The sequence below is a fragment of the Solirhodobacter olei genome, assembly GCF_004010155.1.
Taxonomy (GTDB): Bacteria; Pseudomonadota; Alphaproteobacteria; order Rhodobacterales; family Rhodobacteraceae; genus Solirhodobacter; species Solirhodobacter olei.
In genome coordinates this window covers 246,983-266,237 of the sequence record NZ_RRYH01000003.1, presented here as the reverse complement: position 1 = coordinate 266,237, position 19,255 = coordinate 246,983, and the positions used below count along the sequence as shown (strand labels likewise).

At 67.4% G+C, this 19,255-nt stretch carries 20 protein-coding genes; 6 read left to right on the top strand and 14 right to left on the bottom strand.

Annotated elements, in window-relative coordinates; all coding sequences use genetic code 11:
* Positions 1 to 4 precede the first annotated feature (4 nt).
* The 6 genes from EIP85_RS03515 to EIP85_RS03490 form a co-directional block, all read right to left on the bottom strand.
* Positions 5 to 484 carry a flagellar biosynthesis repressor FlbT gene (locus EIP85_RS03515; RefSeq protein WP_127900761.1) on the bottom strand — a complete coding sequence of 160 codons (480 nt, stop codon included), beginning with the start codon at positions 482 to 484 and terminating at the stop codon, positions 5 to 7.
* Position 485: 1 nt separating this feature from the next.
* Positions 486 to 923 carry a flagellar biosynthesis regulator FlaF gene (locus EIP85_RS03510; protein ID WP_127900760.1) on the bottom strand — a complete coding sequence of 146 codons (438 nt, stop codon included), beginning with the start codon at positions 921 to 923 and terminating at the stop codon, positions 486 to 488.
* A 122-nt stretch (positions 924 to 1,045) separates the two neighbouring features.
* Positions 1,046 to 1,885 carry a flagellin N-terminal helical domain-containing protein gene (locus tag EIP85_RS03505; protein WP_127900759.1) on the bottom strand — a complete coding sequence of 280 codons (840 nt, stop codon included), beginning with the start codon at positions 1,883 to 1,885 and terminating at the stop codon, positions 1,046 to 1,048.
* Between the two features lie 109 nt (positions 1,886 to 1,994).
* On the bottom strand, positions 1,995 to 2,498 hold the full coding sequence (locus EIP85_RS03500) for a hypothetical protein (protein WP_127900758.1): 504 nt from the start codon (positions 2,496 to 2,498) through the stop codon (positions 1,995 to 1,997).
* Positions 2,491 to 2,793, bottom strand: coding sequence for a rod-binding protein (locus tag EIP85_RS03495; protein ID WP_127900757.1), 303 nt, complete (start codon positions 2,791 to 2,793; stop codon positions 2,491 to 2,493). Before EIP85_RS03495 ends, EIP85_RS03500 begins: the two co-directional genes overlap by 8 nt.
* Before the next feature lie 9 nt (positions 2,794 to 2,802).
* Positions 2,803 to 3,921, bottom strand: coding sequence for a flagellar basal body P-ring protein FlgI (locus EIP85_RS03490; protein ID WP_127900756.1), 1,119 nt, complete (start codon positions 3,919 to 3,921; stop codon positions 2,803 to 2,805).
* A 169-nt stretch (positions 3,922 to 4,090) separates the two neighbouring features.
* Between EIP85_RS03490 and EIP85_RS03485 the strand changes: the two genes are divergently transcribed.
* The gene (locus EIP85_RS03485; protein WP_127900755.1) at positions 4,091 to 4,861 is read left to right on the top strand and encodes a winged helix-turn-helix transcriptional regulator; all 771 of its coding nucleotides are present in this window, start codon (positions 4,091 to 4,093) and stop codon (positions 4,859 to 4,861) included.
* A gap of 57 nt (positions 4,862 to 4,918) precedes the next feature.
* Here EIP85_RS03485 and EIP85_RS03480 read toward each other — a convergent pair whose 3' ends face one another.
* The 4 genes from EIP85_RS03480 to EIP85_RS22990 all read right to left on the bottom strand — a co-directional run bounded on the left by EIP85_RS03480 (position 4,919) and on the right by EIP85_RS22990 (position 10,814).
* Positions 4,919 to 6,001 carry a flagellin N-terminal helical domain-containing protein gene (locus tag EIP85_RS03480; RefSeq protein WP_127900754.1) on the bottom strand — a complete coding sequence of 361 codons (1,083 nt, stop codon included), beginning with the start codon at positions 5,999 to 6,001 and terminating at the stop codon, positions 4,919 to 4,921.
* Between the two features lie 13 nt (positions 6,002 to 6,014).
* Positions 6,015 to 7,436: a flagellar hook-associated protein FlgK gene (gene flgK / locus EIP85_RS03475; RefSeq protein WP_127900753.1), complete on the bottom strand. Its 1,422-nt coding sequence runs from the start codon at positions 7,434 to 7,436 to the stop codon at positions 6,015 to 6,017.
* Positions 7,437 to 7,463: 27 nt separating this feature from the next.
* Positions 7,464 to 8,768, bottom strand: coding sequence for a flagellar hook protein FlgE (locus EIP85_RS03470; protein ID WP_127900752.1), 1,305 nt, complete (start codon positions 8,766 to 8,768; stop codon positions 7,464 to 7,466).
* A 153-nt stretch (positions 8,769 to 8,921) separates the two neighbouring features.
* On the bottom strand, positions 8,922 to 10,814 hold the full coding sequence (locus tag EIP85_RS22990; RefSeq protein WP_206615441.1) for a hypothetical protein: 1,893 nt from the start codon (positions 10,812 to 10,814) through the stop codon (positions 8,922 to 8,924).
* Positions 10,815 to 10,958: 144 nt separating this feature from the next.
* Between EIP85_RS22990 and flgF the strand changes: the two genes are divergently transcribed.
* The 5 genes from flgF to EIP85_RS03440 are packed head-to-tail and all read left to right on the top strand — an operon-like array spanning position 10,959 to position 14,403.
* The gene (gene flgF / locus EIP85_RS03460) at positions 10,959 to 11,708 is read left to right on the top strand and encodes a flagellar basal-body rod protein FlgF (RefSeq protein WP_127900751.1); all 750 of its coding nucleotides are present in this window, start codon (positions 10,959 to 10,961) and stop codon (positions 11,706 to 11,708) included.
* Between the two features lie 12 nt (positions 11,709 to 11,720).
* A complete protein-coding gene (flgG, locus tag EIP85_RS03455) occupies positions 11,721 to 12,506 on the top strand; it encodes a flagellar basal-body rod protein FlgG (RefSeq protein WP_127900750.1) in 786 nt (261 codons plus the stop codon).
* A gap of 18 nt (positions 12,507 to 12,524) precedes the next feature.
* Positions 12,525 to 13,193 (top strand): flagellar basal body P-ring formation chaperone FlgA, encoded by a 669-nt coding sequence (gene flgA / locus EIP85_RS03450; RefSeq protein WP_127900749.1) that lies wholly within the window; start codon positions 12,525 to 12,527, stop codon positions 13,191 to 13,193.
* Positions 13,190 to 13,966 carry a flagellar basal body L-ring protein FlgH gene (gene flgH / locus EIP85_RS03445; protein ID WP_127900748.1) on the top strand — a complete coding sequence of 259 codons (777 nt, stop codon included), beginning with the start codon at positions 13,190 to 13,192 and terminating at the stop codon, positions 13,964 to 13,966. Before flgA ends, flgH begins: the two co-directional genes overlap by 4 nt.
* A complete protein-coding gene (locus tag EIP85_RS03440) occupies positions 13,966 to 14,403 on the top strand; it encodes a hypothetical protein (RefSeq protein WP_127900747.1) in 438 nt (145 codons plus the stop codon). Before flgH ends, EIP85_RS03440 begins: the two co-directional genes overlap by 1 nt.
* Positions 14,404 to 14,477: 74 nt before the next feature.
* Here EIP85_RS03440 and EIP85_RS03435 read toward each other — a convergent pair whose 3' ends face one another.
* The 4 genes from EIP85_RS03435 to EIP85_RS03420 form a co-directional block, all read right to left on the bottom strand.
* The gene (locus EIP85_RS03435; protein WP_164871632.1) at positions 14,478 to 15,188 is read right to left on the bottom strand and encodes a flagellar hook assembly protein FlgD; all 711 of its coding nucleotides are present in this window, start codon (positions 15,186 to 15,188) and stop codon (positions 14,478 to 14,480) included.
* Between the two features lie 7 nt (positions 15,189 to 15,195).
* Positions 15,196 to 17,403 carry a flagellar hook-length control protein FliK gene (locus EIP85_RS03430; RefSeq protein ID WP_127900745.1) on the bottom strand — a complete coding sequence of 736 codons (2,208 nt, stop codon included), beginning with the start codon at positions 17,401 to 17,403 and terminating at the stop codon, positions 15,196 to 15,198.
* Positions 17,404 to 17,497: 94 nt separating this feature from the next.
* A complete protein-coding gene (locus tag EIP85_RS03425) occupies positions 17,498 to 18,244 on the bottom strand; it encodes a sigma-70 family RNA polymerase sigma factor (protein WP_127900744.1) in 747 nt (248 codons plus the stop codon).
* Positions 18,245 to 18,440: 196 nt separating this feature from the next.
* Positions 18,441 to 18,941 carry a hypothetical protein gene (locus EIP85_RS03420; RefSeq protein ID WP_127900743.1) on the bottom strand — a complete coding sequence of 167 codons (501 nt, stop codon included), beginning with the start codon at positions 18,939 to 18,941 and terminating at the stop codon, positions 18,441 to 18,443.
* Positions 18,942 to 19,255 lie beyond the last annotated feature (314 nt).

Here is a 19,255-nt window from a genome sequence, read left to right as displayed (position 1 = left end):
TCCCCTACCGTTCGCCCGTGGCGGCCTCTGCCGGCTCCGGCGCCGTGGCCTCGGCCGCCACCCCGGGCCCGTTGGCCGGCGGCGCGCCGTTACCGGCGGCGTAGTCGAGCACAGTCTGCTCGTAGCGCATCAGCGGGCGCAGCGCAGCCATCGCCTTGTAGTAATCCTGGGTCGCGACGAAATTTGCCGCATCAAAGACGCAGCCGGTGCGTTCGCGGCTGAACACGCCGATGATCTTCACCAGCATATCGTTGATCACCGGCATCAGCTTCTCGCGCGTCTCGGGGCTGATCAGCGCCGTCTGGATCAGGAAATAGGCCTGCTTCACCGGCGTCGCGACCGAGGCCTCCAGAAGAAGGTCCTCGCCGCGCACCACGTCGGCACGGTTCTCGATGGTCAGAACGTGACGCTTGTTGGAATTGCGGATCACGCAGCCGTTGACCACCACCCGCTCATTCGGCTTCAGCGTCAGCTTCAGGCCCATCTCACCCTCCGTGCAGCTCTTGACCCTGGGCAGCGCCCTGACCGACCGAAGGCGCCGGGCGGATCTCGCCGGCAAGCCCGCGTTCGATGTTGCGGTTGACCTCGACCAGAGCCTCGAGATTGGCCATGCCGCCGACGACCGCCCGCGTGTGACGCTCCACCCAGGCCCCGATCGACAGCAGGCCCGCCCGAAGCTCGGGCGGCAGCTGGTTGCCGGGTTCGGCCAGGTCCAACATCAAGGCCTGCCAGAACTGCTGGTTCTCCCAAAGAACCGCGTTCAGTTCGCCGGCGAGGATCGCCAGCCGGTCCGTGGGCGGCAGCCCGTCGAAATAGATCTGGTGCTGTTCCAGGTTTGCGGTGATCCGGGCCAGGATGCGGCGTTCGATCTGGCGCGGGCTCTCGGTCTGCTCGAGGATTCGCTTGTAGGCGGAAAAGCTCATTCAGTGTCTCCCAGGGGCGCCTCGGCCGCGATCTCTGCCCGGACGCCTGTGCCCGGCAACCCCGATCTTCGTGGGTCGGGCGGGCCCCGGTGAGGGGCCCGCCCTGTTCGTCATGCCGTGCCTTAGCGGAACAGAGACAGGATGCTCTGCGGCGCGTTGTTGGCGATCGACAGCGATTGCGTCGCCAGCTGCTGCTGCACCTGCAGCGACTGAAGCTTGGCGGCTTCCTGCTGCATGTTGGCATCCACCATGGCCCCAACGCCGGTATCGATCTGGTTGGTCAGCTTGCCCAGGAAGTCCTGCTGCGCAGTGATCTGGGTCTGGGCCACACCGATCGAGGTCGAGGCAGTGATAGCGGCCGTTAGCTGCGTGTTTGCGTTGCTCAACGCAAGGCTCAGAGCCGAGGAGGTCATGCCAGTAGCAGTAAACGTGCCGGCAACGGAGCTCAGCGCCGACCCGATTGCGCTCAGGTTCACCGAGTTGAAGCTCATGGTGGTGACGCTGAAGGCGCCCGTGGCCCGGCTGATGCCAGTCACAACGTTTTGCGTCGCGCTTGCGTTCACAAGGCTCACGCCGTTGAACGTGGCCTGCTGGATCGCCGTCTTGATCTGGGTCACGTAGCTTTTCAGCGTGTCCTTGACCTTGGCCAAATCAACGCCCTGACCCTGGGCAAAGGCAACCTGCGACGCGAAGCTCTGCGCGAGGTTGTTCACCGAGGACGCCCCCAGAGCGGCAGTCGCGAGCGCGTTGCCGGTCATGGTGAGCGAGTCGTTGATCTGCTTGTACATCGCGCTGTCGCCCTTCATCGACTGCGAGATGGAGAAGTAGGACGCGTTGTCCTGAGCCGACTGGATCTTCAGGCCGGTCGAGATCTGGTTCTGCGTCTTGGTGAGGTTGGTGTTGATCGATTGCAGGGTCTGAAGGGCCTGCATCGCGGAAGTGTTGGTAAGAATGGAGGACATGCGTCGCTCTCCCTATGCGTGTTCTGGACATATACTTCCGTCTTCTGACGAAAGGCGACGAATGCCGCAGAGAGGCAAATTGCGGGAATGGTTAAGGGCTGGTTAAAAATCAGATCGTTTTATCGATCCGCCGCCGCTTGTCCTCGGGTCCTGTGACCCTTTTGCCGCTCTTGCCGTAAAGCCCCTTCAGGCTGTGGCGATCGCGGATCTTTTCCAGGTCGCCCACGATCTGCGACGTGGCGGAAGACATGCGCTCCAGCAGCGCGCTGTCTTCCTGCACCGCGGCGTTGAGCGCTGCAAGCCTCTCGCGCAGCGCCTCGTCCTCGGCAAGCCGCACCTTCAGGAAGGGCTCGACCACCGGCATCAGCACTTCCATCCGCTTCAGCAGCGCGGTCTTCTGCTCGTAGAGCTCGGTCACCGCATCGAGCTTGCCGGCCTGGATCGCCGCGACTTCACGCCTGAGAAGCGCGGTCACCGCCCCGGCGTCGGCCTCGAAATTCGCGATGTTGCGGCGGTCCTCCTCGGTCATCACCGCGGTGGGCAACGCGCCCGCCTCCGGCCCCAATGCGCGCCGGGCCGCGATCCGGCGCGAGAAACGCGACATCTCACCCATTCTCAGTCCCTCCAGGGCGCCCGCCATAGGCCTTCAGCATATGCTCGACGGATTGCGCGATCCCCGTCGTACCGGTCTTGGCGATCTGGTCGGCCATCGCCTTGGCCATGAAGAAGCGCCAGGTCTCCTCGGCGTGGCCGCCGTCGAGATTGCCGACCTTCACCGTGCTCATCATCTGGTTCACCATCTCGGTGAGAAAGACAGCCTCGAACTTCTCGCCGACCTGCTTGGCCTGCGCAGATGACGGCGCGGGCGGGGTGACGGGCAGGGGCTGGGATTTTCCGATCGGATCCATTGCGCGGCCTCAGATGATTTCCAGATCGGCATGAAGCGCGCCCGCCGCCTTGATCGCCTGCAGGATCGCGATGGTCTGGCGCGCCGTCACCCCGATGGCGTTCAGCCCGTCGACCAGGTCCTGCAGGCTCACGTCCCCATCGAGCACGGTGAACTTCGTGTTCTTCTCGGTCACCTTCAGCTTGGTCTGCGGCACCACCACCGTGTTACCGACCGAGAACGGCTTCGGCTGGCTCACCTTGGCGCTTTCCTGCACCCGCACCGTCAGCCCACCCTGGCTGATCGCCACCCGGTCGATCCTGACATGTTCGCCGATCACGATCGTGCCGGTCTTCTCGTCGATCACCACCTTGGCCGGCTCGTCCGCCTTGACCGTAAGGTTCTCGATCGAGGCCATAAGCCCGGGAATATCCTCCTTGCCGCGCCGCTCGACCTCGACGGTGCCGGAATCGAGAACCCGCGAGGAGCCCGACCCGAGCTTGCCGTTGATCACGTCATGGATCCGCTCGGCCGTCGTGAAATCGGGCGTGCGCAGTGCAAGGCGCACCGAGCGCAGGCTGTTGAGGTCGAACTTGATCTCGCGTTCCACCGTGGCGCCGTTATCGATCCGCGCCACCGTCGGCACGCCACTGACCTGGCTCGCAGCCTTGCCCTGCGCCGAATAGCCCGCGACGGCCACCGGCCCCTGCGCCACCGCATAGACCTCGCCATCCGCGCCGGTCAGCGGCGTCACGATCAGCGTCCCGCCCCTCAGGCTCGACGCGTCCCCCAGAGACGACACGGTTACATCGATCGCCGAGCCCCGCCGCGCAAAGGGCGGCAGGTTCGCGGTCACCATCACCGCCGCCGTGTTCTTGGTCTTCAACGTGTCGGCAGAGAGGTTACCGACGCCCAGCCGCTCCAGCATCCCCTCCATCGACTTGCGGGTGAAGGGGCTGTTCTGCAGCGTGTCCCCGGTGCCGTCGAGCCCGACCACAAGGCCGTATCCTACAAGCTGGTTCTTGCGCACCCCCTCGAAGCTGACGAGATCCTTGATCCGCACTTCCGCCGTCGCAACCGCCGGCAGAACAACCAGCAGCGCTGCCAGCACCACCAGCACCCGGCGATAGATCCGATGGATATCCGTCATCCCGCTGCTCCCGGGCTGCATAGAACAGCCCATATCAATCTTTGTATGTCCATGTATAAATCCAGAGCAGCAGTATGTCTACTTGCTTTTCCGTTTCTGATTGACAACTATTCTTGCAGTCCTTAGCCTATCCTTACTTCGCGACTGTCGGGGCAACCTGGAGGATCCCATGTACATCTACGTCTTTGAGCCGCGGGCCGGGCGACGGGATGCGCTGCTGGCCGAGCTTCGGGGCGTCAGGATGTCTCCGATCGTGGTGGAGGAGGCATTCTTCGCCTCCGACCTCTCGATCCTGAACCGCAAGGGCAGCGATACCCGCGCGATCCTGATCGGCGAAACCCCGCACCTGGCCGAACATATCCGCGCCATCCGCGCCGCCGGCTGCCGGAACCCGGTTCTGGTGATGCGCGATTTCAAGAATTCCCGCGATGCCTCGGAGTCGCTCAACCAGGGCGCGGATGACGTGATGGTCAGCCCGATCAAGGGCATCGAGATCATCAGCCGCGTCAACTCGATCATCCGCCGCAGCTACGGCCATGCCGCCGAAAGCGTGACGGTGGGCGAGGTCACCGCCTATTTCGACGGCCGCGACCCGCAGGTCTGCGGCGAGCGGCTGCGGCTTTCGCGCCGCGAACACGCGATCTTCCAGCACCTGGCGCTGAACGCCAACCGGGTGATCTCGAAGGCGGCAATCTACGATGCGGTCTATGGCATGGACGACACCCAGCCCTTCGACAAGGTGATCGACGTCTATATCTGCAAGCTGCGCAAGAAGATCGGCACCGCCGCCGACAGCGGCCACCAGTATATCGAGACGGTCTACGGCCGCGGCTACAAGTTCGGAACCGCAGATGACGACCATGCCGAAGACCCGGCCGGCGATATCGTCGAGATGCCCCGGGGCCGCCAGGCCGAACACGCCGCGTCTGCCCGCGCCTGACGCGGGCAAACCCTAGGCGATCCGCGCCCGACGCGGATCCTCAGGCCGGGCGGAACCTCAGAGATAGTTCAGGATCGACAGCTTCGACAGCTGCGAGGTCGCGGCATAGGTCGCCTGCAGCTGGGTCTGCAGCGCCGACAGCGTGCTCGCCGCCTTGTAGGGGTCGACCGCCTCGTAGCCGAGGATGCGGGTGTTGTAGACCTTCTGCATGTCGCCCTGCCGCGTCGCCGTGTCGGCGACCAGCTGCTGCTGGCTCCCCAGCGCCGCCTGCGCGGCAGTCACCCCGGTCACCCCGCCCGACAGCAGCGAGACCGCGCTCTTCATCCAGGACTGGTAGGCCCCGCTGTCGGAGATCTTGCTGACATCGGTGGAGGCGAGCATCGACAGCCCCTGCATCACCTTCCGGATTTCCGAATCGTTGGCCTGCACGCCGTAGCTGATCACCTGCCCCTGCGCGATCTGCGCGGTCACCCTCGGGCTCGGGTTGCCGGAGGCGTCGGTCGCCGGCGTGCCGTTGTAGAAGGTGCCCTGGAAATTCTGCGTCGGATCGGTGGCGGTGGAGCTGAACATGGCGTTGAGCTGCGCGATCATGGTGCTGGCGTCCGCGGCGCTGGCCGGCCCGCTGCCGACGACGGCGTTCACCGCCTGCTCGGGCGACTTGCCGGTCGCGGCGCTGACCTGCGAGTAGCCCTGCACCGCCGGCTTGTCGGTCGCCGTGCCCGAGAAGAGATAGGACCCGGCATAGCTGGTGTTGAGCGCCTGCGTCAGCGTCGCCAGCGCCGCCTTCGCGGTCTGCTGCAACGTCGCCGCCGTGGGGGTGGGCGAGTTCACGTTGCTCACCGCGGCCGACAGCACGCTTTGCGCCGTCGTCTCGATGCTGCCAAGCGCGGTGGACATCACGTCCATCTTGTTGCCCAGAAGCGTGTTCGACGTCGACAGCGCATCGGCCTGGTCCATCTGCGAGCGCAGTTCCAGCGTGATCGAGGCGGTCTGGCCCAGGTCGGCATAGACATTCGCCCTCAGCCCGGTGGAGACCTCCTGGTTCGCCTGCTGCAGCTGCGAGTTCAGCTTCTCGGCATTGAGCTGCTGCTGCTGCAGCACGCCCAGCGTCGATGCCGGCCCAAAGATCGTCGAGGTCATCTTCGCTCTCCCGTCATACCGCCTGGATCAGCGAATCCATCATGCTGGAGATGGTGCTCATCATCTTGGCGTTGGCCGCGTAGGAATGCTGGATCACGATCAGCTTCTGCAGTTCGTTGTCCAGATTGACGCCCTCGATCCCCTGGCGCGAACTGTTGATCGTCTGGGCCGAGGTCTGCAGGGCGTTGTACTTGGCCTGCGCATTTGTCCCGGCGACCTGCTGATAGGTCACCATGTTGGAGGCGTAATCCGTCAGCGTCATCGCCCCCGAAAGCGCCGTGTTCGCCCCCGGCGTCACCGTGCCGGAAAAGGCGTTGAGGAAGGCGTTTACCTGCGTCGCGTCGCCCGCGGCCAGCGGCGTCGTGGCCCCCAGCCCGTCCTTGATGAGCGACAGCGAACCGCCCTGCGTCGGATCGGCGGCGGCGTTTACGGTGATCCGCCCCGCCAGCCCCTGCTCGTTTGCGGCGTTGTAGGCAGAGCCCGCATCGGTGAACAGCCCCGCCTGCCCCGGCGCAAGCGAGGCGTCGGCGGATTGGAAGCTCTTCATCAGGTTGCCGGCGAAATTGTCGAGCTGCGACTGGAAGGTCGGCAGGATCGAGTCCTTCAGCTGGAAGAGCCCGGCCAGGCTGCCGCTCTCGAAACCGCGCACTCCGGTGGTGCCCGGCGTGATCTCCTGCGTGCCGGAGTATAGCTTGCCGGTGCTCTCGTTATAGCTGACGTCGTTGACCGTCTGCCCATCGACCAGCGCGGTCCCGCCCGGGGTGAAGAGCGAGATCTGCCCGTTCGAGCCGGTGCTCACCTGCACGTCCATCGCCTGCGACACGCTCTGCACCGCCTGCTGCATCTGGTCCTGCAGATTGGCCGCCGCCGCCGATCCCGGCTGCGCCGCCACGATCTGCTTGTTCAGCCCGGCGATCTGGTAAAGCGAGGTGTTGAGATCGGTGACGTTGTACTTGATCTCCGTCGTCACCTCGCCCTTCACCTCGCTCAGGGTGGAATTGGCCTGGTTGAGCGAACTTGTCACCTGCTGCGCCGCGGTCAGCACCCCCTGCTGCGCCGCAGGGTCGCCGGGCGAGTTGGCCAGCGTGCCGAAGGCCGTCTGCAGGTTGGTCAGCTTCGCCACCACTGAGGTGCCATCGCTCGGCTGACCGATGATCGCGGTATAGGCCTGCACCCCTTCGTAGATCGCCTGCTGGGTCGACATCTGGCTCGACTGCAGCCGGTACATCGCATCGAGCGAGGCGTCGACCTCGCGCTTGATGTCGCTGACCTGCACCCCCCCGCTGTCGCCAGAGGCCGTGGTGGAGAATGCTACCTCCTTGGCGTTGTAACCCTGGGTGTTGACGTTGGCGATGTTGTTCGAGGTGACATCCGACCACACCTGGGTGGCCTGAAGGCCACTCTGTGCGGTGGCAAGCGCGCTTGTCAGCGACATTCAGTCAGTCCTCAGTATCCCGCCGGATTACTGCTTCAGCTGCGTGGTGACGCTCAGCATCTGGTCCATGGTGGTGACGATCTTCGCATCCGTCGAATAGGCCCGCTGCACGACGATCAGGTTGCTCAGCTCCTGGGCGATATCGACGTTCGAAGCCTCAAGCGACTTCGAGGCGATCGTGCCGACCGAACCGGTGCCCGCGGGCTGGTTCGAATAGGCGCCCGAGTCGGTCGACAGCTTGTAGGCGTTACCGTTGTTCAGCGTCAGCCCGTCGGGGTTGGTCACGTTGCCGAGCGGGATCTGGTAGAGCTTCTTCTGGTCGCCGTTGTCGAAGACGCCGATCAGGTTGCCGCTGCTGTCCACCTCGACCCGGCTGAGGTTGCTGGAGGGCGAGCCGTCCTTGTCGAAGGTCTGCGGCGTGAAGTCCCCGGCAAACTGGGTGATGCCGGAGGAGCTGTTCGGCGCGCCGAGCTTCAGCGTCACCGACTGCGGCGTGGCGCCGTTGTTGATCGAGAGCGTCGCGATCCCGGTGGTCGGGTCCAGGCTGAAGGCCGCGGGCGCCGTCGCCAGGTTCTGCACGTTGGAATAGCTCACCGGCGAGCCGGCATTGGCGCCCGAGTCGTTGAAGGCGATATCGACGCTGCCGTAGGTGTTGCCGCTGTTGTCCGAGACGGTCATCGTCCATTTGTTCGCGGTGCTCGTCGGCTGCCAGGAGAATTGCAGCTGCCCGCTCTGGCCCAGCGGCGAAAAGAAGGCGGTGGACGAGGTGAAGGGCGCGCCGGGCGTGGTGAGGCCCGTCTGCTGCGACGGCAGGTTGCCCTGCACCGAGATCGTCGTCGTCGCCGCCGGCGGCAGCGATGCGTTCCGCACGTTCACCGTACTCATCCCGCTGAAGCCGCTGCGGTCGACCGGGCCCAGCGTGCCGTCCGACTTGTAGGCGTAACCGGCGAGGTAATAGCCCGCCGCGTTCACCAGGTTGCCGTTCGCGTCCGGCTTGAAGCTGCCCGCGCGCGTCAGCATGTAATCCGATTCGACCGCGTCGTTCGCCGAAGGCGTGACGACGAAGAAACCGTTGCCGTTCACCGCCAGGTCGGTCGGCGAGCTGGTCGATTGCATGGTGCCGCCCAGCGAGACGTCGGCCGTGTTCACCGCCTCCACGCCCGAGGGCGCGTTGCCGTTGGCCCCCGAGGCCGTCGTCGTCACCATCTGCGAGAACTGACGCTTGTAGCCGTCGGTATTCGCGTTGGCGATATTTTCAGAAATCTTGCCGACGGCGGTCGAGTTCGCATAGAGGCCGCTCACCCCGGTCTGCATCGCGCTCGATATGCTCATGCCAGAAGTCCTTCCCACGCAAAGACGGATGTCGTTCGAGCAAGAAATACGTTCGGCTTCTTTAGCCTGAGTTAAAGAATTCGCACTTTTCGGTGCTAGCCCATGCGAATCACAAGGAAAACGCGAGCGCATTTTCCTTCGCGGCTGGCAAAATTACTTCTTCGCGGCCCCGCCGAGATCCGCCGCAGCGGCCCCGAGACCCTGGATCAGTCCTTGTGCATTGTTCAGCCGCGCATCTGCGGCAGAGAGCTTCAGCGGGTCGATCGACGCCGGCGCCTTCACCAGCCCCGCCGCCAGCCGCGTCCATTCCGGCGAGTTGCCGAGCTTGGGAAAGGCCGCCGCCACCTTGTCGGCCGTGGCCCCGTCGCCGGCCTTGAAGGCCGCAATCAGCAGCCGGATCGCGTCCACTCCGCCGAAATCCTTGGCATGGGCGGCCCAGAGCTTCCGATAGGCCGCGTCCGCGCCCTGCCAGTCCTTGCGGTCGAAATGCGCCTCGGCGACCAGCCGCAGATAGGCCGGGCCCGGATCCGCCACGCTCAGGTCCAGCACCTTGGCCTGATCGCCCAGCGCCGCGTAGATCTGCGCCTTCAGCGTGCCGAGCTTGTCTTTCTGGGCCGGCGTCATCCCGTCGATCCCGGCCAGCGCCTGCGCCGCCGCCTTCATCTGCCCGCCCTGCGCCAGCGCGCCCGCCTCCTTCAGCCGCAACCGCGCCAGACGCTCCAGCGCGACTTTCCAGAGGCCAAGATCCTTGACCACGCCCAGCGTCTCGGCGATCCGGCGGTATTCCTGCGCCGCCATCCCGGTCGCCCCCAGCGCCAGAAGGTGATCGGCCAGCGCCTCGGCCTGGGTCTCGAACACGTCGTCGAAGCGGAAGTAGGGGGTGATGGCGTGATGCGTGGCCAGAAGCTGCGCCAGCGGCACCTTGTCGGAAATCGCGAAGGGATAGTAGCCCGCGATCAGGCTTTCGGCCTGCCGCTTCGCGGGCGCCGCATCGGGGCTTTTCGGAAAGTCCCGCAGGATCCGCCCGAGCACCTTCAGCAGCCCCGGCCAGTCCCCCAGCTCGCGGTCGACCACCGCCAGCCGCCGCAGGGCACCCAGCTCGATCTCGCCCCCCGACCAATGGGCCAGCCCCGCCTCCAGCATCTTGCGCGCCTGCGCCGGGGTGACCGAATGATCCTGCTGGCCGAGATCGACCAGCGCCAGCATCGCCCGCATTGCGTAGGGCCCCGTGCCCGCGGCCGCCTCCGACAGCGCCTGATGCGCCTGCTCGGGTCGGTTCACCCCCAGCGCCGCCTGGCCGAGAAGGTATTTGTAGACCGGCTTCGCTTTCAGCTCCGGATAGGCGTCGAAGCGCATCGCGATGTGCTTGGCCAGCGTCCAGTCCTGAATGTCGATCGCGGCGGCCAGGAACAGCGGCAGGCAGGTCCTGCCATAGACCCGCGGATAGGCAGAGAGCCGCGCGAAGGCGCCGGGCAGATCCGTCTTGATCCCCTTGGCGTCCTGCGCGCGGATCGCCTGCATGGCGGCCCAGAAGTCGTAATCCGGCCAACCCTTGTTGGCCGGCGTCAGGGGCGAGCCCGCCGCATCCGGCGCCAGCGCCTTGCCCCCCATCAGCGTGAAGCCCGCCGAAAGCGCCCCCCAGCGCGCCTTGCCCGCCGCGTCCAGATCCCCCTTCGAGACAGCGTTCAGGACAGACCGCCCCTCCGGCAGCATCAGATGCGCCAGGTAAAGCTCCGCCAGGTCCATCCGCGCCGCCTGCAGCTGCGGCCGCGTCTGCGCCGCCGAGAGCGTCTGGATTCCGTCGCGCAGATCCTCGCTGAAGCGGGCGTCGGTATGGCGCGCGAAGTCGAAGGCCCTCAGCGGGGCGGCGGGTGCCTCGGCTTTCGGCGCGGCAGGCGTCGCCGTCGCGGAAGAGGCGGCGGGTGCCGCCGGCGCGGGCGTGGCAGCGGCGGGCACGGGGGCAGCGGGCGCGGCGGCCGCCGCGCCGGTCAGGGCCAGCACCATAAGCCCCGCCGCAGCGCCAGTGATGCGCCCTCTTCCCGCCATCGCCCGTCTGTGACCTCGAATTCACTTGATCTTTGCCGACTATCAAGGATATTAAGGATAAAAGCAAGGACAGTAAGATCATCCGTCGCAACACCTCAAGCAAAGCGAAAAAACAGGCACCAAGGACAGTCAGGCAGACCAAAGATGGACAACTCGACCTTCGTCGCCCTGTCGCTGGCTCGCACCATGGAGCAGAGCCTCGACATCACCGCGAACAATATCGCCAACGCGAATACCGCGGGCTTCAAGGCCGAGCGTGCCGATTTCCAGAGCCTCGTCTCCAAGAGCCTCGGTAACAACGGCACGACTGACGTGAACTTCGTCCTGAACTCCGGCTTCCACCTCGACACCAGCTCCGGCCCGCTCCTGAAGACCGGCAACCCGCTCGACGTGGCGATCACCGGCGACGGCTGGTTCGGCTACCAGACCGCGACCGGCCAGACCGCCTATGGCCGCGACGGCCGCCTCGCCGTCGACGCCAACGGGATGCTGGTGACGACGACCGGCGCCCGCATCCTCGACGCCTCCGGCTCGGCGATCGCGATCCCGCCCAATGCCGGCCGGCTCGACATCGCGTCCGACGGCACGATCACCGACGCGCGGAACCAGACGCTGGGGCAGATCGGCGTCTTCTCGGTGCCCGACATCGCCACCTACCAGCGCATCGGCGACGGCATGATGCAGCCGCCTGCGGGCACCGGCGCCTCCACCGCGCTCGCGACGGACGCCAAGGTCTCACAGGGCTTCATCGAGCAATCCAACGTCCAGCCCGTGCTCGAACTCACCCGCATGATGCAGATCCAGCGGGCCTACGAACGGGCGATGTCGCTGATGACCGACCAGAACACGCTGAGCCAGCAGACGCTGACCCAACTCGGCCAGACGCCCGCCTGAAGGAGTTAAGTGATGAGAGCGCTCGGAATCGCCGCGACCGGCATGCTGGCCCAGCAGACCAACGTGGACGTCATCTCGAACAATATCGCCAACGCCAACACGACCGGCTTCAAGGCCGGCCGCGCGGCGTTCGAGGACCTCGTCTACCAGTCCGAGCACCGCGAGGGCGCGACCACATCGCAGGCCGGCACGACCCGCCCGGTGGGCCTCGACATCGGCCTCGGCGTGCAGGCGACCGGCGTGGTGCGGCTCAACACCCAGGGCGGGCTGACCCAGACCGGCAACGACCTCGACCTCGCCATCGACGGGCAGGGCTATTTCACCGTCAACATGCCCGACGGCAGCCAGGCCTACACCCGCGCAGGCAACTTCCAGATCAGCTCGACCGGCCAGATCGTTACGCTGGAGGGCTACGAGGTCTCCCCCGGCATCAACGTGCCCGCCAACACCACGAAGGTCGAGATCAACCAGCAGGGCCTGGTGCAGGCCTATGTCGGCTCCTCCACCACGCCGGTGAACCTCGGCCAGATTACCATGGCCACCTTCATCAACGAGGCGGGCATGAACCCGATCGGCAACAACCTGCTGCAGGCCACCACCGCCTCCGGCCCCGCCACCACCGCCAACCCGGGCGATCCCGGCGTGGGCGTGCTGCGGCAGGGCTATCTCGAAAGCTCCAACGTCAACATCATCCAGCAGATCACCGATCTGATCTCCGCCCAGCGCGCCTACGAGATGAACTCCAAGGCCGTGCAGACCGCCGATCAGATGATGAGCAGCACCAACCAGATGAAGTAACCCCGAACAGGTGACGCCATGTCCCGTCTCGTCCTCGCCACGCTGCTGAGCCTCTGCCTCGCGCCACTCGCGCCCCGCGCCGAGGCCACTCAGGTGACAACGCTCATCGCCGAGAAGGCCGCGGCCAACGCCGACGGCGCGATGCCGGCCAACGCCAGCTACGACGTGACGCTGCAGACCACCTCGCCCACCCAGGCAGAGTTGGTCAGCGCCTTCTGGATGGATCCCGCCACTGGCCAGTTCGCCGCCAACGTGGTGACCTCGGACGGCGAGACCCGGCGCGTCTATGGCATGGCGGTCCTGACCGTGCCGGTACCGATCCCGACCCATCGCCTGATGCCCGACACGATCCTCAACAAGGCCGACTTCCGCGTCGTGCCCCTGCCTTACCAGAGGCTCAGCCGCTTCACGATCACCGATATCAAGCAGCTGGCCGGCATGCAGGTGCGCCAGGTCCTGTCCGCCGACCGGCCGGTGCTGACCCAGCAGGTCTCGCCCCCGCTCGTCGTCGACCGCGGCGCGCGGGTTTCGATCAGCTACAACCACGGCCGGCTGACGCTGACCGCGCCGGGCCGCGCCATCACCGGGGCCGAGGCCGGCCAGACGGTCCGCGTCGTAAATCTCGCCTCCAACCGCACCGTCACCGGCATCGCCCGGCCCGGTGGCATCGTCGAGGTCACGCAATGAACCGCGCCCCCCTCCTCCGCTCCGCCGCGCTGGCGGGCCTCGCCGCCGTCGTGGCGCTGGCCGGCTGCGCCCAGATCCGCGACGCCCGCAACCCGCAGATGGAGGGCATGGACCTCAACGCCAAGACCATGCCCGAGACCGCCAACGTCCAGGTCCCGATGCCGCCACCGCAGGCCAGGCACCGGCCGGTCCGGGCCGAGGCTGCCTCGCTCTGGCAGAACGGCTCGCGCGGGTTCTTCGGCGACCAGCGCGCCTCCAAGGTCGGCGACCTGCTGACGGTGGACATCGACATCGCCGACAACGCCAAGCTCTCCAACGAAAGCAAGCGCTCGCGCAGCGGCAGCCAGCAGCTCGGCAACCCGACCTTCTTCGGCTACGGCAAGAAGCTCTACAAGCTGCTGCCCGGCATCGGCAAGAACGACTACCCGACCGGCAGCAATGCCGTCGATCTCGGCTCGAACTCTTCCTATGACGGCTCCGGCTCGATCGCGCGGGGGGAGACGATCAACCTCAAGGTCGCCGCGATGGTGATCCGAAAGCTTCCCAACGGCGAGATGGTGATCGCCGGCCGGCAGGAGGTGAAGGTCAACCAGGAGCTGCGCGAGCTGCGCGTGGCCGGCATCATCCGGCCCTCCGACATCACCACCGACAACACGATCCCCTACCAGAAGATCGCCGAGGCCCGCATCACCTACGGCGGCAAGGGCCAGATCAGCTCGGTGCAGGAGGCGCCCTACGGCCAGGACTTCCTGAACGTCGTGCTGCCCTACTGATGAAGCTTGCGCCGATCCTGCTGGTGGTGCTGCCGCTGCTGGGCGGCGGGGCCGGCTATGGCGCCGGCGTGATGCTGAAGGCCCAGAGCGGCGCCAAGGCGGCGCAGGCCGCGGTCCCGCAGGAGGTGAGCCTCGGCAAGCTGGTGGTTCAGATCTACCACGTCCGCCAGATCGGCACGTTGATCACCGAGGTCTCGCTGAAGGTCAAGAACGCGGATGCTGCGGCGAGCCTCGAAAGCCCCGAGGGCAAGGCCAGGGTCCGCGACGCCGCCTACCGCGTGCTCCTCGCCGCGGCCGAGACGCCGCTTTTCCACGCCGGCCCGGTGACCGCCGACCAGGTCGCCGCCGCCCTGCAATCCGGCCTTACGGGCCAGGTCCCCGGGCTACTCGCCGTCCAGGTCAAATCCGCCCTCACCCAGACCTCCCCCCGCACCTGAGCCGCCAAGCCGCCCCTTTGGGGCGAAGCCCCGCCCGATGCGCGGCACGCAGTGACGCCGGGCAGCGCCCCGCCCTACTGGATCGAGACGATCTGCGACACCGGCACCTGGTCGCCATTAGCCAGCTCCACTGTGTCACCGGTGGCGGAGAAATCCACCTTGCTCACCGTGGTGGTGGGATAGGTGCTGTAGCTCACCGTCTGGCCGCTGGCGTCCTTTGCGTTGATGGCGACGTGATAGGTCCCCCCCGCCACTTTCTGGCCATTGTCGTCGATACCGTCCCAGCTCAGCGGCGTGTTCACCCCGCCGGTGGTCGGCAACCCCGTCAGGGTCTTGATCACGTTGCCGCTGCCATCGGTGATCGTCGCCGACACACTTGAGGCGTCCGAGGACAGCTTGTAGCTCGTCGCGGCCGACCCGTTCGCCAGCACCATCTTGTCAGAGGCCACCGTGACCGTCCGCCCCACCAGCCCCAGGCTCACCAGGCCCGAGATCGAGCCCGCCGTGGTCTTCAGCGACTCCAGGTTGGAGTTGGTCTGCACCGCCTGCTCCACCTGGCTCAGCTGCGCCAGCTGCGACACGAACTGGGTGGAGTCCATTGGCTGCAGCGGATCCTGGTTCTGGATCTGCGCCGTCAGGAGCGTCAGAAAGTTGTTGTAGTCGACGCCCAGCTGGTTTGCCGCAGTCTGCGCATTCGAACTCGAGGACCCGCTGGAGGACGTGCCCGAGGTCTGTCCCGTCGTCCCTGCCGCCGCCTGGCTGGCTGCCGTGGTATCGATCGTCATCGTCCCCTCACGTCTTGATGTCGAGCCGGCCCGACCCGATGGTTTGCTGCCAATCCGCCGCGGCCTCGGCCTCGTCGAGGCCGGCCGCGGCATCGATCGCCCCGGCCCGCCCGCGCTGCTGCTGGCGCGCGGCGGCGCCGTCGCCGTTACCCATGTCCTGGAAGTCGAGCGTGCTGCCCGCCGCCGCGAAGCCATTGCTGGCAAGGATATTGGCCAGCGTCGACTGGTCGTTGCGCAGAGCGGCGAGAACCATCGGATTCGCCGCCCGCACCACGACCTGCAGATGCCCGCTGTCGTCGCGCTTCATGTCGATCTGCACCTCGCCCAGGCCCGCGGGCTTCAGCGCGATCACGGTCTGGTCGCCGGTAAAGCTCGCGCTGCGGATCTGGCCCGTCACCATGGCCGAGAACCGCGCCGCATCCTGCGCCGCCGCCCCCGCCCCCCCGGCCGCGCCCGCGCTGGCCGAGGCACCGGAGGCGGTGGAGGATCCCCCATGCAGGCCCGGGGACGGCTGCGCCGCCATCAGCCCGAAGAAATCGATCGCATCGGCGGCCGGCCGCCCGCTGCCGTCGCCCCGCCCCGTGCCCGCCGCGCCAGCCTGGGTCCCGGCCGCCGCCGCCCCTGCCAGAAGCGCCCCGGCCAGCGCCGGCAGCGCCGGAGGGGCCGCCACCGCGTTATCGGAGCTCTGCGCCGGCTGTCCCGCCGCCTGCGTCGCGGCACCGGCGGTCGCGCCCGCCCCTCCGCCGCGCCGCCCAAGGGCCAGCCCCGGCGCGATGAAGCCCTTTGCCGAAAGCGCCGCCGCCTCTGCCGCAAGCGGCAGGGATGGGGCCGCGGCCGGCGCCGTGCCCGATGCCCGGGACTGCGCCTGATCCGTTGCGGCCGCGCCCCGCGTCGCCGCCTGCGCGCCGGTCTCTGCCCCGCGCCCGGCCGTCGCCGCCAGCGCACGCAGCACCGCCGCCAGACCGCCCGCAGTGGGGGGCATGTCGGCCGCCCCGCCAATGGCCCCTCCGGCGGATCCCGCCGCCGCACCGCCCGGAGCGCCGTTGCCGGTGCCCGCACCCTGCGCCTCGTCGGCCGCCGCCCCGCCGGTCGCCGCCAGGGCCCGCAGAACCGCCGCCAGCCCGCCCGCCGTCGGCCCCTGGCTCGCTGCCCCAGCCGCCGCGCCCGGATGGGCCACCAGCGCCTGAGAGCTTTGCTCCGCCAGCGTGCTCAGCATCTGCACCAGATCGGCGGCAGGCCCCGTCGCGCGGCCGGCCCCGGCCCCGGTCGCGGCGCCCGCGCTGCCGCCCGCCGTCCCATGACCCTCCAGCCCCGGAACCCCGCCCTCGGCCGAGGCCATGGCCTGCAGCGCCGCCGCCAGCCCGCCGGCCAACGCCACCGCGGCCTGGCTGCCCTCCGCGCCCTGGGCCCCAGCCACGCCGCCCGATGCGCTGATCGCCTGCAGCGCCCGGGTAAGCCCGGCCACATCCACCGGCGCGTTCGGATCCGTGGAGGCCGCGGCCCCTGTGGCGCCAAGCTGACCGGGATCGGCCGACGCCAGCAGCACCTGGCTGCCGGTCATCTGCAGCTTCGGCGCCGGCCGGTCGATCCCCAGCACATTCGCCATCCAGCCGAAAAGCGCCTCGAGCTGTTGCAGGGCCGCGCCGCCGGACCCGTCCGCGCCCGTCGCATTGCCCGAACCCCCAGCCGAACCCGCCGCCGCGCCGGAGCCCGGGCCCTTGACGCCCGCAACACCCTGGCCGTCCGCCTGCAACTGCGCCACCACCGCCTGCCTGAGGGCTGCGATGGTGTTGGTGCCGGCCACCGCGTCGGCCTCCGACAGCAGCGCGCCGACGGCCTTCGCCGCCCCGGCCACGATCGCCTGCGCCCCGGCGCTGTCGCCCCGGGCATTGGCCGCCTGCACCGCGGCCTTCACCTCAGCCTCGACCTGCCGCAGCCCGGCGGCGAAGCGCACCCTGGTGAAAAGAAGCTGCTGCCCGCTCGCCCCCGCCTGGCTCAGCCCCGAGGCCACCTTTGCCCCGTCGCCCGAAACCGTGCCCGGGTTCCCCGCCGTCCCCGGCGCGGTCGCGGCCAGCGCGCTCAGAAGCGAGGCGAACCCGTCCGCCGCACCATCGGCGCCCCCGGCTGCCGCCGAACGCGCGGCCGAAAGGCCCACTGCCGAGACACCATCGGTCTGGCTCGAAACTGGCGTAATCGTCATCGGGTCCTTGGCCATCTCGTCTCTCACCGGCCAGGGGAGGTCGCCTGCGGCGCCTCCCGGCCGGTCCCGTTTTCCCCACCCCGGCGGCGCCCCGCGGCGCCCGCCGCACTCAATGCAGCATGGCCGGCGTGAAGCCGAGCCGCTGCAGCGACAGCTTCAGCCGCGCCATCGCCCGCCGCTCGATCATCCGCACACGGTCGCGGGTGATGCCCAGCGAACTGGCCACCTCCTCCGCCGTCTCGGGCGTGGCCTGCAGCTTGCGGCGCACCAGCACCTCGCGGTCCGGCTCGGCCAGATCCTCCAGCGCCTCGGCAATGGTCCGGCGCAGCAGCTCATGCGCGGAATCCGCCGCGAAGCGTTCCTCCGGCGTCATATCCGGGCTCTCCAGCTCCTGTCCGCGTGGGCTGTCCTGGTCGCCTGCCATCGCGTCGATGTTCACGTAGCCCCGGATCGCCTGCAGCGCGAAATCCTTGTCCGCCCCCGACAACCGCCCCATCCGCGCGTCGAGGTAGGTCCTGGGCGGCATGTCGACGAGCGACCGGATCCGCGCCACGGCGGTGGAGACCGAGGTCATCACCCACCAATGCGCATAGGTCGAGAAGCGAACTTTGTGGGCCAGATCGAACTGGTCGGCGGCGCGCATCAGCCCGATCATCCCCTCGGCCACCAGATCCTCCAGCTCAACCGGGTTCGAGGTCCAGCGCTGCGCCTGGGAATAGACCTGCCGGGCATGGGTGCGCACCAGCAGCTCCAGCGCGGCCCGGTCGCCCTTGCGCTGCCAGTTCTGGATCGCCTCGCGTTCGGCCTGCTCATCCAGAAGGGGTGCATTCAGCGCTTCTCTGTAGTTGAGCGCCATGTCGACCTGCCTCGAGTTGTTCTTTGCTGTTGCAAGAACCAAAGCATATATCGGCCAACCGGGAAAGATTTACTTGATTAACACAAAGTAAAAGTTGGGTTTTCCTTTTGGGCCGCCCGAGGACAGTCCCCGAAACGCGAAAGCGGCCGCACGGATGTGCGGCCGCCTCATTCAACCTGCCGGAGAGCGGGCGGGCTCAGCCTGCCGCGCGGTGTCTTTCCGCGTCCCGGGGCTGTCCCTTCGGCCGCTGGAAGAACCGCGCGTTCAGCCCCGGGTCGCGAAACAGCCCGCGCGGGGTGAAAAGCTGCCCCTCGCCCGCTTCCGCCGCGCTGCGCGCCGCGCCCGCCTCTGGGCTGACCACGAAATGCTGCATCGCCCGGTCGATCAGCGCCTCGATCTCGCGCAGGTCCATCCGCCCGGCCGCGGCGCCCTCCGTGGCCTCGACCACCACCAGCGCGCCGTAGGGCACATCGAGGCCAAGCTCCTCGGCCAGAACGTCGCCCAGGGTGACCCCCGGCATCAGCTCCAGCGCCTCCGGCCAGACCCGCAGATCGCCCATCGGCCGCGAGGCCCCCAAACTCAGCACCGGCACCCGCACCAGACGCGTGATCTCGCGAGCGATCCGGCAGTCGGCCCCGGCCGGCAGCGCCGTGATCGACCCGTCCCAAATGCTCTCGAGCAAACTTTTTCTGACCATGACCCGCCACATCCTCGCCTCATTCCCCTCTCAAAATCTAGCGGTTCTCCGCCCATCCGATAACAATATGTTTGTTAAACATTGACCGAGCGCCGGAACCGCCACGAGGCAGGTTTCGCTCTGGTTGTGTGGATTCCGGCGAAAGCGCCGGCGAGGCGAGGCCGTTAACTATTCCTGAAATTTAAGGCGAAATCGTATGTACGCCCACAATGGGTGGCGTGTCGCGAAGGGGGCCCCACTAGGTATGGGGGATAACTTTGCGCCTTCTGTGGATAAGATTCGTAAACGATTTCTTAACAAACGCCAGCTTGACT

Bases quoted from the DNA above. Each gene is read 5' to 3' on its own strand.
- EIP85_RS03515 (WP_127900761.1), bottom strand. From the start codon at position 484: ATGGGCCTGAAGCTGACGCTGAAGCCGAATGAGCGGGTGGTGGTCAAC.
- EIP85_RS03510 (WP_127900760.1), bottom strand. From the start codon at position 923: ATGAGCTTTTCCGCCTACAAGCGAATCCTCGAGCAGACCGAGAGCCCG.
- EIP85_RS03505 (WP_127900759.1), bottom strand. From the start codon at position 1,885: ATGTCCTCCATTCTTACCAACACTTCCGCGATGCAGGCCCTTCAGACC.
- EIP85_RS03500 (WP_127900758.1), bottom strand. From the start codon at position 2,498: ATGGGTGAGATGTCGCGTTTCTCGCGCCGGATCGCGGCCCGGCGCGCA.
- EIP85_RS03495 (WP_127900757.1), bottom strand. From the start codon at position 2,793: ATGGATCCGATCGGAAAATCCCAGCCCCTGCCCGTCACCCCGCCCGCG.
- EIP85_RS03490 (WP_127900756.1), bottom strand. From the start codon at position 3,921: ATGACGGATATCCATCGGATCTATCGCCGGGTGCTGGTGGTGCTGGCA.
- EIP85_RS03485 (WP_127900755.1), top strand. From the start codon at position 4,091: ATGTACATCTACGTCTTTGAGCCGCGGGCCGGGCGACGGGATGCGCTG.
- EIP85_RS03480 (WP_127900754.1), bottom strand. From the start codon at position 6,001: ATGACCTCGACGATCTTTGGGCCGGCATCGACGCTGGGCGTGCTGCAG.
- flgK (WP_127900753.1), bottom strand. From the start codon at position 7,436: ATGTCGCTGACAAGCGCGCTTGCCACCGCACAGAGTGGCCTTCAGGCC.
- EIP85_RS03470 (WP_127900752.1), bottom strand. From the start codon at position 8,768: ATGAGCATATCGAGCGCGATGCAGACCGGGGTGAGCGGCCTCTATGCG.
- EIP85_RS22990 (WP_206615441.1), bottom strand. From the start codon at position 10,814: ATGGCGGGAAGAGGGCGCATCACTGGCGCTGCGGCGGGGCTTATGGTG.
- flgF (WP_127900751.1), top strand. From the start codon at position 10,959: ATGGACAACTCGACCTTCGTCGCCCTGTCGCTGGCTCGCACCATGGAG.
- flgG (WP_127900750.1), top strand. From the start codon at position 11,721: ATGAGAGCGCTCGGAATCGCCGCGACCGGCATGCTGGCCCAGCAGACC.
- flgA (WP_127900749.1), top strand. From the start codon at position 12,525: ATGTCCCGTCTCGTCCTCGCCACGCTGCTGAGCCTCTGCCTCGCGCCA.
- flgH (WP_127900748.1), top strand. From the start codon at position 13,190: ATGAACCGCGCCCCCCTCCTCCGCTCCGCCGCGCTGGCGGGCCTCGCC.
- EIP85_RS03440 (WP_127900747.1), top strand. From the start codon at position 13,966: ATGAAGCTTGCGCCGATCCTGCTGGTGGTGCTGCCGCTGCTGGGCGGC.
- EIP85_RS03435 (WP_164871632.1), bottom strand. From the start codon at position 15,188: ATGACGATCGATACCACGGCAGCCAGCCAGGCGGCGGCAGGGACGACG.
- EIP85_RS03430 (WP_127900745.1), bottom strand. From the start codon at position 17,403: ATGGCCAAGGACCCGATGACGATTACGCCAGTTTCGAGCCAGACCGAT.
- EIP85_RS03425 (WP_127900744.1), bottom strand. From the start codon at position 18,244: ATGGCGCTCAACTACAGAGAAGCGCTGAATGCACCCCTTCTGGATGAG.
- EIP85_RS03420 (WP_127900743.1), bottom strand. From the start codon at position 18,941: ATGGTCAGAAAAAGTTTGCTCGAGAGCATTTGGGACGGGTCGATCACG.